At 64.7% G+C, this 12,440-nt stretch carries 10 protein-coding genes; 3 read left to right on the top strand and 7 right to left on the bottom strand.

Features of this window, described 5'->3' with window-relative positions; translation table 11 throughout:
- Positions 1 to 7: 7 nt before the first annotated feature.
- The 4 genes from H5T60_00050 to H5T60_00035 are packed head-to-tail and all read right to left on the bottom strand — an operon-like array spanning position 8 to position 5,273.
- Positions 8 to 997, bottom strand: coding sequence for a methylenetetrahydrofolate reductase (locus H5T60_00050; protein ID MBC7240823.1), 990 nt, complete (start codon positions 995 to 997; stop codon positions 8 to 10).
- The gene (locus tag H5T60_00045) at positions 994 to 1,662 is read right to left on the bottom strand and encodes a methylenetetrahydrofolate reductase C-terminal domain-containing protein (GenBank protein MBC7240822.1); all 669 of its coding nucleotides are present in this window, start codon (positions 1,660 to 1,662) and stop codon (positions 994 to 996) included. Before H5T60_00045 ends, H5T60_00050 begins: the two co-directional genes overlap by 4 nt.
- Positions 1,663 to 1,702: 40 nt before the next feature.
- On the bottom strand, positions 1,703 to 2,140 hold the full coding sequence (locus tag H5T60_00040) for a hydrogenase iron-sulfur subunit (protein MBC7240821.1): 438 nt from the start codon (positions 2,138 to 2,140) through the stop codon (positions 1,703 to 1,705).
- 31 nt (positions 2,141 to 2,171) lie between these two features.
- Positions 2,172 to 5,273, bottom strand: coding sequence for a CoB--CoM heterodisulfide reductase iron-sulfur subunit A family protein (locus tag H5T60_00035; GenBank protein MBC7240820.1), 3,102 nt, complete (start codon positions 5,271 to 5,273; stop codon positions 2,172 to 2,174).
- Positions 5,274 to 5,669: 396 nt separating this feature from the next.
- On the opposite strand from H5T60_00035, the gene H5T60_00030 reads away from it, so the two are divergent.
- Entirely contained in the window at positions 5,670 to 6,653 is a 984-nt protein-coding gene (locus H5T60_00030) for a cyclodeaminase (GenBank protein ID MBC7240819.1), read from the top strand.
- A 5-nt stretch (positions 6,654 to 6,658) separates the two neighbouring features.
- Positions 6,659 to 7,621 carry a pyridoxal-phosphate dependent enzyme gene (locus H5T60_00025; protein ID MBC7240818.1) on the top strand — a complete coding sequence of 321 codons (963 nt, stop codon included), beginning with the start codon at positions 6,659 to 6,661 and terminating at the stop codon, positions 7,619 to 7,621.
- Here the strand turns inward: H5T60_00025 and H5T60_00020 are convergent.
- Positions 7,589 to 8,344 (bottom strand): DUF2344 domain-containing protein, encoded by a 756-nt coding sequence (locus H5T60_00020; GenBank protein ID MBC7240817.1) that lies wholly within the window; start codon positions 8,342 to 8,344, stop codon positions 7,589 to 7,591. The two genes, H5T60_00025 and H5T60_00020, sit on opposite strands and share 33 nt — an antisense overlap.
- Complete coding sequence (locus tag H5T60_00015; protein ID MBC7240816.1) at positions 8,341 to 10,242, bottom strand: TIGR03960 family B12-binding radical SAM protein; 1,902 nt, start codon at positions 10,240 to 10,242, stop codon at positions 8,341 to 8,343. The genes H5T60_00020 and H5T60_00015 overlap by 4 nt, the downstream gene beginning before the upstream one ends.
- Positions 10,243 to 10,445: 203 nt before the next feature.
- On the opposite strand from H5T60_00015, the gene H5T60_00010 reads away from it, so the two are divergent.
- Positions 10,446 to 11,198, top strand: a complete 753-nt coding sequence (locus H5T60_00010; GenBank protein MBC7240815.1) for a 3-oxoacyl-ACP reductase FabG — start codon at positions 10,446 to 10,448, stop codon at positions 11,196 to 11,198.
- Here the strand turns inward: H5T60_00010 and H5T60_00005 are convergent.
- On the bottom strand, positions 11,195 to 12,440 hold a 1,246-nt coding region (locus H5T60_00005), incomplete at its 5' end, for a HAMP domain-containing protein (GenBank protein MBC7240814.1). The genes H5T60_00010 and H5T60_00005 overlap by 4 nt on opposite strands.

The following is a 12,440-nucleotide window of genomic DNA, read 5'->3' as shown; positions in this document are numbered from 1 at the left end:
CGACTCCTTATGCCTCCAGCTTGGGTCGAGGTAGCAGGCCGGCCTCTTTCACGATCTCGGGAACTGCGCTTTCCCACTCGATGGCCATGATGTGCACGCCGGCCACCCCAGGAATCTCCTTCACCTGCTGGATGATCTCGGCACAGATCTTGATGCCCTCGCGCTCCCAGGCCTCGCGGCGCGCTTTCTTATCCTCCTGGGGGATGCCCTTGACGGCATTAGCCATGCGGTCAATGTACTCCTGCGGGACATCCATACCCGGCACGTTATTGGCCATGTAGCGGGCCGCGCCCAGAGATTTGATGGGGCCGACGCCGGCCAGGACATACACCTTGTCCAGCAGGCCCAGGTCTCCACAGCGCTTCATGTACTCGCGGAACTTCGGCACGTTAAAGATGAGCTGGCTCTGCACGAACTCCACGCCGGCTTTTACCTTTTTCGCCAGGCGGAACGGCCGGAAGTCAAAGGGATCCGCAAAGGGGTTGATCGCGCCGCCGACGAAGAAGCGCGGCTCCTGCCCCTTGATCTCCTCGCCGCACTGGAACTTCTTCGCATCGCGCATCTGGCGCACCATCTGGATCAGGGTGATGGAGTCCAGATCATGCACGTTCTTGGCCTGCGGGTGATTGCCGAAGCTCTGATGGTCGCCCGTCAGGCACAGCAGATTGCGCACGCCCAGGGCATAGGCGCCCAGCAGGTCGCTCTGGATAGCGATGCGGTTGCGGTCGCGGCAGGTCATCTGCATGATGGGTTCGATGCCCAGTTCAATGAGCATCTTGGCCACCGCCATGGAGCACATGCGCACCACCGCCGTCTGGTTATCGGTGATATTGACCGCATCGACGGCATCGCGCAGATAGCCGGCCTTTTTCTCGATGACCGAACGGTCCGCGTTCTGAGGGGGACCCAGCTCGCCTGTGACGACAAAATGGCCGGCCTTCAAGAGGCGTTCGAGTTTGCTTCCGACGACCAGTTCCTTGCCGTTGTCCCCGCTCATAGCTTCAAATCCTCCCGAATGATCTTGCGCAGGCCGCCGTCGCGGCTGGTAGACCAGTCCTTGGCCGGCATGATTTCCATCATGCGCTCCAACTGGCCCAGCTTCGCCAGCCGGTCATAAATCAACTGCCACGCGCAGGGCGTTTCCGGGTTCACCTCACACTTGCCGTTCTGGGAGCCGCCGCACGGCCCGTTCATCAGGCTCTTGGCACAGCGCGCCACCGGACACACCCCGCCCGTCAGGTCCAGGATGCAGTCCCCGCAGGCCTGACAGCGCTCCACAAACTCCCCCGGCTGGACCGGCATGCCCAGGAAGGTGGTGTTCACGCCGGGGAAAATGGGCTTGTCCTCAAAGCGCTCCGCCATACCCTGCACGCCGATGCCGCAGGCGGTCGAAACCACGGCGTCCACCGAGGCGACCAGCTCTTTGATGGGATCAATGAACTCCCACTCGCACTGGCGCTGAATGGTGTGGTCAATGATCTGTGTGGGTTTGCCTTCCATCTGCCGCGCCATGCGCAGTTCGGAGGCGAGCAGTTTGGCCTCTTTCTCTCCGCCGGCGAAACAGACCGCCACACAGGTGCCGCACCCCAACACCAGCACCTTCTCGTACGAGGCGACCATCTCCTTGATCTCTTCCAGCGGTTTGCGTTGCGCAATGATCATGCGTTATCCTCCACAAACGGTGTGCAAATAGCCGCTTCCCTCACCCGCTCGATTTCCCCATGGCCCGCCGCACCGGCGACGGCCCCAGGGCCCGAATGCGCTCCGTCATCTCCGCGGCGATGCGGGCGAATTCATCCCCCTGCGCCGCGGTCACATGGAACATTTCCAGGCGGTTGCCCCCCACCCCCACCTCGTCCAGCAGGGACTTGGCGTAGGTGACACGGCGCTTGGCGGACAGGTTGCCGTTGATATGATGACAGTTGCCCTCCGGGCACGCCACCACATAGACGCCGTCCGCGCCGTGCTCGAAGGCGTTCAGGATGTGATGCACGTCCACCTTGCCGGTGCAGGGCAGGCGCACGATTTTGACGTTGGCCGGATAGCTGATGCGGTTCCAGCCGGCCGAATCCGCCGCCATATCCCCGCAGTACTGACACACAAAGGCTGTGATCTCAGGTTCAAACGGTGTTTCGCTCATATCGCCTTCCCCATCTTCCGCACTGCCTGCATTACGCCGCCGGCGAAGGCACTTCCCAGCGCCCCAGCACCGGCATGGCCGGGTCCATCAGCACGTCGTCCTGGTAACCGTACAACTGAATGGCCTTATTGGGACACTCGGCGGTGCACAACCCGCAACCCTGACAGCGGGCAGGGTCAATATATGCCGCGCCCATGATGCCGCCGATGCCAGGCACCGAATAGTCAATGTACGGCGCATGATAAGGGCAGATGCGCACGCAGGTCAGACAGCCCACACAGCGCTCCTGATTGACCTCCGCCACCAGGCCGCCAACCTGCACCGGGCCGTGCCCCAGCCACTGCATGATCTGCGCCGAAACCGCTTTGGCCTGCGCGACGGAGTCCTCGATGAACTTAGGATAGTGGGCCAGGCCGGCGACGTACACGCCCGGCTTCACAAACTCGGTGGGACGCATCTTGGTATGCGCTTCCTGGAAGAAGCCCTCCGGCGAGAGGGGCAATCCCAACCGCCAGGCGACATCGGCCACATCCGGCGCCGGCTGGGTCACCGTGCTCAGCGCCAGCAGGTCCGGCCGCAGTTCCAGCATCTCGTTGAGCGTGCGCTCCCGCACCTTCACCACCAGGCCCTGCGGGGTCGCGCTGACCACCGGCTTTTCGGCCGGGTCGTAGCGCACGAACAGCACGCCCTTCTCGCGCGCCGCCGTGTAATACGCCTCGCGCGGGCCGTAGGTCATCACATCGCGGTACAACACATATACCTGACAGGACGGGTTCAGCTCTTTGATCTTCAGCGCGTTGCCCACCGCACCGGTACAGCAAATGCGACTGCAGGGGGAGTGCGGGGCCTCATCCCGGCCGACGCACTGGATCATGACGACCTGGCGCAGGCCTTTGACACGCTCCGGCTCCTCCACCAGGATGCGCTCCAGCTCGAGCTGGCTGATCGCCTGGGGATGCTGGCCCAGCAAGTACTCGTGGCCGGCATACGGCACCCCACCGATGGCCAGCACCGTCGCGCCGTGCTCCAGGGCGATTTCCTCGGTCCTGCCGTCGTCCACATGCTGGAGCACCGAGCGGAAGCGCCCCGGTCGGCCGCTCTGACTCACTAGCCGGGTATTGGTCAGCACCTTGATGCGCGCGTGCTTCAGCACCTGGTTCACCAGCGCCTGGACGTACTGCTGGGGGTCCTGCCCTTCGACCAGGTGATATTTGCGGCGCACGATGCCGCCGAGCTGGTCCGTCTTTTCCACCAGGGTCACGCCCAGGCCGGCATTGGCCAGCTCTAGCGCGGCGGTCATGCCGGCCACGCCGCCGCCCAGCACCAGCACCTCTGGGATGGGATCAATGGTATCTATTTTGACCGGCTGGCCCTTGACCACCCGCACCACGGCCACACGGGTCAGCTCCTTGGCCTTGCGCCTGGCGTCCGCCGGGTTCGGATGCACCCAGGCCGCTTGCTCGCGGATATTGGCCATGCTGACCAGGCCGCGCGGGATGCCGGCCTCTTCCGCCAGCCGCTCGAACAGGGCCAGGTGCGTGCGGACGCTACAGCCGGCCACCACCAGGCGGTTCAGCCCATGCACGGCGATGGCCTTGCGGATCTCTTCCTGCCCCTCGGCCAGGCAGGGGAAGTCCACCGCCGTCGCGTAGACCACCTGAGGCAGGGTCGCGGCGTACATCGCCACGTCCGCCGTGTCTATTTTCCCCTCGATGGTCCCGCCGCACCGGCAGACGAACACCCCGACCCGGGCCGGCCCTTCTGGCATTGCCGGCTGAGGACGCGCCGGCAGTTCCGGCTTGCGCAGTGTCGAGAGGAGCTGGATCACCTCGTTGGCCGCCGCCGTCGAGGTCGTGAAGGCCTCGGCCATCTCGCGCGGGGCGGAGACAGCGCCGGCGGCGAACACGCCGGCGCGCGTGGTCGCCACCGGGGCGAATTTCTCCGTGTGGCAGAAGCCGTAATCGTTCAGGTCAATGCCCAGCATGCGCGCCACCCGCTCCGACTGCTCGGGCGGATGCACGCCCACCGAGAGCACGACCACATCATACGGTTCTTCGTGGAACTTGCCGGCCTCATCGCGCCAGCGCAGGTAAATCTGCTTCGTCTTGGGGTCCTGCCGCAGGCCAGAGATGCGCGAGCGGATATACTCCACGCCGTACAGCTCGCGCGAGCGCTCGTAGTAAGCATGATATTCCTTGTTAAAGGTGCGCTGATCCATGAGGAAAATGCGGCAGGCGACATCCTGGCCGATGCGCTCCTTGGCCAGGATCGCCTCTTTCGTGGCATGCATACAGCAGATGGCGGAGCACCAGGGATAGCGGTGATCGCGCGAGCCGACGCACTGGAGCCAGGCGATGCTCTTCGGCTTCTCGCCGGTGGCCGGCGTCACAAAATGCCCCATTAACGGGCCGTTGTTGCTCACCAGCCGCTCGAATTCCAGGCTCGTCAGCACGTTGGGGAAGCGCTTATAGCCGTATTCCTCGTACTCGCGAGGATCAAACAGGCGGTAGCCCGTGGACAGGACGATGGCGCCGACCTGCACCTCCCACTCCTTCGGCTGGGCGGACAGGTTCACAGCCTGGGTGGGACAGACCGGCTCGCACTTATGACAAGTCTCGCAGTATTCCGCTTTCTCCCAGAGGTAATAGCTGTCGGGGATAAGCCGGCCGGTATCCTTGTCGATCAGCTTGCGTTTGGCAAGCCCTTCGTGGAAGGGGTTTTCAATCTCAATCGGGCAGACTTCGGCACATTTGCCGCAGTTGATACAGCGTTCGGGGTTCACGTACTGGGGGCGTTGGCGCAGGTGGACGGTGAAATCGCCGGCCCTGCCCTCCACAGAGAGCACCTCGGTGCTGGTATGGACGTGGATGTTGGGATGCCGGCTGTGTTCGTGGAAGGCTGGGGAAATGGCCGGTCGGGTACAGCCGTACCCATGGTCTCGCCCGCCCCGACAGAGGACGCAGTCATGCGTGGGGAACATGAAACCGAGTTGGGCGACGATTCCACCGAGGCTGGGGCCATTCTCCACCAGATAGACGGGGAAACCTGCCTCCGCAATGTCCAACGCCGCGCGTTGGCCGGCTACACCTCCACCAATCACCAATGCAGCGCTGACGGGAGCCTTTTCCGCCACCTTGTTCTCTCCTTGCTCTCGAGGTTTCAGTGGTCGTTCACGCCGGACCCATCGCAATCAAACCTGGCTATTCCGCTCAACCGCTCGCTCCACCGCGAGGGGCTGATTCCCAATCATACAGTGAGGTAATCCAGAGGTCTGAGGCAACCGATGCGCGCCTTCTGAAAATCAATATACTGTTTGCATACCAGCATTATATCATAGTCATACTCTTATCACACGGACAATATTAGTATACCTGATATCCGTGATTTTGTCAAACCGACTTTGTGCAATAGCGCGCAAGGTCTCGCCCAGCGCTTGACAGCCCTCATGTATGGTGATATATTATCATCGTAATTTGATATATCAACCCATGCGCGACCCATTTTATATTCCCAGGAGGCACCTATGCAAATCACCGTCCTCAAAGAAAACGAGATCCGCCAGTGCGTGACGCTGAACCACGAATCGATCGCCGCCGTCGCCGAAGCCTTCACCGCCCTGTACCAGGGAAGGGCCATCACGCCCATCATGAGCATCCCAGTGCCCGACCATCACGGCGAGATGCACGTCAAATCCGCCTACATTCAGGGCTTCGACAGCTTCGCCGTGAAAATCGCCTCCGGCTTTTTCGATAACCCCAAGCGCGGCCTTCCTTCGGGCAGTGGGTTGATGCTCCTCTTCCATTCGGAGACCGGCTTCCCCCAGGCGGTCCTGCTGGATAACGGCTACCTGACGCATGTGCGCACCGGGGCCGCCGGCGCCATCGCCGCCCAGTACCTGGCTCGCGAGGATATTCACACCGTCGGCATCATCGGCGCCGGCCGGCAGGCACGCTTCCAGCTCCTTGCCCTCCAGCAGGTGCGCCGCTTCCAGCGCGTCCTGGTCTATGCCCGCAGTCCGGAACATGTGCAGGCGTACATCAACGACATGCTCCCAGCCCTGGGGGGCATCCCCATTGAGCCGGCGCCAGACGCCGAGACCCTGGTGCGGCAGAGCGATATCGTCGTCACCACTACCCCCTCCACCACCCCTATCGTCCGGGCGGAATGGCTGCACCCCGGCCTGCATATCACCGCCGTCGGCGCCGATAATGGGCACAAGCAGGAGCTCTATCCGGAGGTGCTGGTCCGCGCCGACCGCCGGGTCTGCGACTTGAAATCCCAGGTTTTCCGGCTGGGGGAACATGCCTTCGCCTTGAAAGCCGGCCTGCTGACGGAGAACGACCCGGTGGACGAGCTGGGCGAGCTGACCGCCGGCGTCAAGCCCGGCCGCACCTCCCCGGATGAGATCACCGTCTGCGATCTGACCGGCGTCGGCATCCAGGACACCGCCATCGCCCTGCTGGCCTACCGCAAGGCCAGGCAGGCCGGCCTGGGCCTCACTATCGAGTCATAGACGTTATGAAAGAGCCGCGCCTTGTCTCCATAGAGGAAGTCTATGCCGCGCGCCAGCGGCTGGCCGGCGGCCCCATCCGCACCCCGCTGGTACGCCTGAACGTGCCCGATGCGCCGGCGGAGATCTACCTGAAGCTGGAGAACCTCCAGCCGGTCGGCTCCTTCAAACTGCGCGGCGCCGGCAACGCCATGCTCTCCGCCAGCCCCCAAGAGCTGGCGAAAGGCGTGTGGACCGCCAGCACGGGCAACATGGCCCAGAGCGTCGCCTGGTACGCCCGCCGGCTGGGCATCCCCTGCACCGTCGTCGGCCCCAATACCACCTCCGACCTGAAGGTGCAGGCCGTGGAGCGCCTGGGCGCCCGCTTCATCAAGCTCCCCTGGGAGGTGTATTTCCAGGCGCAGAAGACCTGGCGGATGGAGGGTATGGAAGGGCTGTTCATCCATCCCTTCGCCGACCCGGATGTCATCGCCGGCAACGGCACCATCGCCCTCGAAATCCTGGAGGATCTGCCGGACGTTTCCGCGATCGTGGTCTCTTACGGCGGGGGAGGGTTAAGCTGTGGGGTTGGCTCCGTCCTGCGCGCCCTGCGCCCGGACGTCCGGCTCATTGCCGCCGAGGTGGAGACCGGCGCGCCGCTGACCCCATCGCTGGCCGCCGGCCGTATGGTGCAGGTCCCGCACACCCCGAGCTTTGTGGACGCCATCGGCTCGCCGTCGGTTTTCCCGCAGATGTGGCCGGTGGTCCAGCAAGTGGTGGATTCCGCCTGCGTGGTCAGCCTGCGGCAGATCGCCGATGCCATCGCCCTGCTGGCGGAAAAGAATCACATTATCGCGGAGGGCGCCGGCGCCATCCCGGTGGCTGCCGCGCTGGCCGGCCATGCCGGGCACGGCAAGGTGGTCTGCGTCATATCCGGGGGGAACCTGCCCAACGACAAACTACGGCGCATCCTCGCCGGCGAAATCCCCTGATTCGTCGGAGACTTCCCCGACATCTTCCAGCAAGCCCGCTTCCCCGGCCGGGGCCTCTGCGTGCGGAGCCAGGATGATCTCCTCCCGCACGATGGAGGCTCTGGCCGGCGGATATCCCAGCGCATCCAGCACCTCTTCCGGCCGGCCGGTGGCTCCCGGCAGTGCGGCCAGCGTCATGCGCACCACCGGCCCATCGGCCCCAGGCTCGACCGTCAGCGCCTGAATCAACGGCCGTAGGTCATAGTCCGTCGGCCGGCCCTTTTTCGCGCGCCGCGTGCGCGGCAGAACCGCCTGCTGTAACAGCTCATTTATCCGCTGTTGGACTTCGGCCAGGGAATAATGCGCCGGCAGTACGGCGCGATAGCGCGCCGCCCGCACGAGCGAGGCCAGCGACGGTCCCTGACGCGGCACCTCTTCTACCGAGAGGAGCGTCAGACCGGGTGGAAGTTGCGGCGCGAGGCGGGACAGAAATTCCCCCGCGGGAACCCGCTCCGTGAGGTAAAAGTCCGCCAGCTCCCTCTCGCCGGCCATGCCCACCGGCAGAGGCGATGCCATGCTGATGCGCGGCCGGGCGTTGAACCCCTGGGTATAGGCCAGGGGCAGGCGCGCCCGCCGCACGGCGCGCTCGAAGACCCGGATCAGGTCTAGGTGAGAGATATACTGGAGCTGAGGCCCATGGGCATACACAACCCGCAGGCGGCAGGGGGCGCTCGGTTCGTTCATGCCGGCTTCCCCTCCGCCGCCGGCTCCTCGGCCAGCAGTGGACATGCCAGCAGGTGGAAGCGGCCGCGAATCCCACATCCGTGACAGACCTCGCGGCAGTCGCTCAGGATCTCGCCCCGCAGTGCCCGCTGATACTCCGCCCATAAGAAAGCCTTCGTCACGCCGGCGTCAATATGGTCCCACGGCAGGGCGTCGGCATAATCCAGCGGCCGGCGGGCGAAGTCATCCGGGTGCAGGCCGTTCTCGGCGAATGCCTGTTCCCAGGCCGCCGGCCGGAACTGCTCCTCCCAGGCATCGAACTTGGCACCCAACTGCCAGGCCCGATGAATTACCTGGCCCAGCCGGCGGTCCCCCCGCGCCAGCGCCGCCTCCAGCAAGGAGGTGATGGGCGCATGCCAGCTCAGATGAACCCCTTTCACCCGGGTGGCATCCTGCAGGACTGCAATATGCTCCGCAAGGGTATCCTCCGCCACCAGCGGAACCCACTGGAACGGGGTATGCGGCTTGGGGACGAAGGTGGCGGCGCTGACGGCCACCTGGGCGCGCCGGCCGGCATACCGTCGGCCGATATCCAGCACCTCCCGCACCAGCTCCCCAATGGCGCGCACATCCTCCACCGTTTCCGTGGGCAGGCCGATCATGAAGTACAGCTTGATGCGCAGCCAGCCGCTCTGGAAGGCCGCCTCTGTCGCCTGGAACAGGTCCTCCGCCCGCACCTTTTTGTTGATGACGTCGCGCAGGCGCTGACTACCGGCCTCCGGCGCGAAGGTCAAGCCGCTGCGCCGGCGCTCCTGTATCATGTTGGCCAGCTCCACCGAGAAGGAATCCACCCGCAGGGAGGGTAAGGATAAGGAAAGCGGCCGGTCAGCGAACTGCGCCTTGAGCCGGCGGATGATCTCCACGATCTGCGAATGATCCGCACTGCTGAGGGACAGCAGGCCCAGCTCCTCGTAGCCGGTATGATCGATCAACTCCTGGGCCAGCCGGCAGATTTCCTCGACCGAGCGCTCGCGCACCGGCCGATAAATGATGCCGGCCTGGCAGAACCGGCACCCCTGGGTACAGCCGCGCTGGATCTCCACCATGGCGCGGTCATGCACGATGCTGATGTAGGGCACCACCGGCCGCACCGGCGCGAGCGGCAGGCGCTCCACCACCCGCCGGCATACCCGTTCCGGAGCGTCGGGATGGACAGGCTGTAGTCCCAGGTACCGCCCCTTGCTGTCATACCGCGGGCGGTAAAAGGCCGGCACATATACCCCTTCCAGGCGCGCCAGTTCCTCCAGCAGTTGCAGGCGGAAGCGGTGCGGACGCCGGCGCCAGGCGCGATACACATCCAGTATCTCGACCAACACCTCTTCCCCATCGCCGATGGCAAAGGCGTCGATGAAATCGGCCATTGGCTCGGGATGATACGCGCCGCTCCCGCCGGCGATGACCAGAGGATGCCCCTCATCGCGCTGTGCCGACAGGAGGGGCAGGCCGGCCAGGTCCAGCATATGGAGCACATTGGTCATGTTCAGCTCATAAGGAAGCTGAAAACCGATGATATCGAACTCTGCCAGCGGCCGGCGGCTCTCCAGCCCGTACAGGGGCAGGCCGTGCCGGCGCATGGCTTCCTCCATATCCACCCAGGGGGCATAGACGCGGTCGCACAGCACATCTGGAATGTCATTGGCGATCTCATACAGGATCTGAAACCCCAGGTTGGACATGCCGACATCGTAGATGTCGGGGTACGCCAGCGCCAGATGTATCTCCGCGGCACGCCAGTCCTTCTGGCGCGCGTTCCATTCACCTCCCGTGTAGCGGGCCGGCTTGGCCTGCGGAAGCAGTATCTCCGCGCTCAGTTGTACCTGCGGTGCCTCTGCACGCCTCCGCCGCTCAACATTCCCCATTGGTGGTAATCACGTCCTCCAGACGATAGGATTTCCCTTCGCACGCGCCGACCGGCCTGGGCGCGTCCTGATGCCCGATGTGCACACGCATTATACCCATCCCACCCTCCTGTGCAATTTGCATTCTGCACCGGGCAGGCGTTGTCATCGCCGGCAGAATATGGTATATCACCATCAGACCCCATTTCCTCAGGAGGTGCAGGATGTCGAAGGAACTAGCCGGCCGGACGGCCCTTGTCACCGGCGCGTCGCGCGGCATCGGCGCGGCCATCGCCCGCGAGCTGGCCGACGCCGGCGCCCGCGTGGTCGTCAATTACTGCACCCATCCCAGCCTGGCGCGCGCCGTGGTGGAGGATATCCGCGCCGCCGGCGGCGAAGCGGAAGCCTTTGGCGCCAACGTGGCAGACCCCTCGCAGGTACAGGGGCTGGTCGCGTTTGCCGTCAGCCGGTTCGGCGGGGTGGATATCCTGGTCAACAACGCCGGCGTGCACCATCATCAGCCGGTGGAGGAATTGACCCTGGAGGAATGGCACCGCCTGATGGCGGTGAACCTGACGGCGCCCTTCATCCTCTCGCAGTACGTCCTACCCTATATGCGCCGCCAGCGCTGGGGCCGCATCATCAACATCTCCTCCATTGACGCCTTCGCCGGCACTTCTGTTGAAGCCCACTACGGCACCAGCAAGGCCGGCATCGTTGGTCTGACCCGCGCTTTGGCGCTGGAGACCGCCAGCCAGGGCATCACCGTCAACGCCGTAGCTCCTGGCAGTATCGAGACCGATATGCTGGCTGTCCACTCGGAGGAGCGGCGGGCGGCCCTCGTGGCGCATATCCCGGTCGGCCGGCTGGGCCGGCCGGAGGATGTCGCCTATGTGGTGCGCTTCCTGGCCTCCCCGCGCGCCGAATGGATCACCGGGCAGGTCATCCACGTCAACGGCGGAGAGGGGTTTTTCTAGGCCGCACGGGCGGCCGGCAGGGTAAAGGTGAATGTCGTCCCTTCTCCGGGCCGGCTCTGCACGCTGATCTGCCCACCATGTGCCTCGATGAGGTGCTTCACAATGGCCAGGCCCAGCCCTGTGCCGCCATACGCCCGACGCTCGGAGCGGTCACCGCGATAAAACCGCTCAAAGATGTGGGGCAGTTCGTCGGGCGGTATGCCGCTTCCCGTATCCGCGACCTGGATGGAGATATAGCCGGCCTGCGGCGCCGGCCGGGCACGGATCTCGATCCGCCCGCCGGCCGGCGTGTGCCGCAGGGCATTGCTGAGCAAATTATGGAAAACCTGGCTGAGACGCTGGGGATCGGCGTACACGGGAGAAAGGCCCTCGGGCACATTGGCCTGCAGAGCAATACCCCGCTCCTGCGCCTGTGGGAGCAGGCCGGCAAGGATGCCGGCCGTAAAGGTTGCCAGGTCCACCGGCTCGCGCTGGAGCGAAAGTTGGCCGGCCTCAGCCAGCGCGAGTTGGCGCAGGTCCTCCGTCAGCCGGCCCAACAGCATAACCTCGTCCAGCACATTGGCGATGTTCTCTTTGGTAAGCGGATACACATCGTCCAAGAACGCCTCGAGATGCGCCTGGATGATGGCCAGCGGCGTGCGGAGCTCATGGGAGACATCGGCGATGAACTGCCGGCGCAGTTCCTCCTGCCGGCCCAACGCCTCGGCCATGGTATTGAAAGTGTGCGCCAGGTCGCCCACCTCGTCGTGACTGGTGACCCGAACCCGTTGGGAGAAATCGCCGGCGGCCACGCGCACCGCGGCCAGCCGCAGATGTCTCAAGGGAGCCAGGATCTGCCGCGCCAGGAGGAACCCCAGGGCGATAGCCGCCAGGCCGGCCACAATGACCGAGATAAGCAGGGAACGATCCAGCGCCTGCCGGAACTGGCTGGCCAACTGCTGTTCGATTTCCGTCGCCTCAAAGAGCACCAGCACAGTGCCGATGCGCTGGCCGTCCCATTCGATGGGGATGCCGGCGGAACGCTCTTCCGGCTTCAGCCGCCGGCCGATAGCATCCTGCGCGCCTGTGTCCGCCACGACCACATCCCCGGCATCCGCCACAATGACCCGGTATGAAGCGCCCATAACGCCCATGGGGAGCCAGGCCGGCCCCATCGCGCCGCGGCCCCGGCCCATCCCGGCGCCCATCATGGGTACAGCGGTGCTCAGCGCATCCTGCAGGCCGGCCCACCCGCCCGTCTGC

The sequence above is a fragment of the Anaerolineae bacterium genome (assembly GCA_014360855.1).
In the GTDB taxonomy this organism is placed as follows: domain Bacteria; phylum Chloroflexota; class Anaerolineae; order JACIWP01; family JACIWP01; genus JACIWP01.
This window is presented reverse-complemented; position numbering and strand designations above follow the sequence as displayed.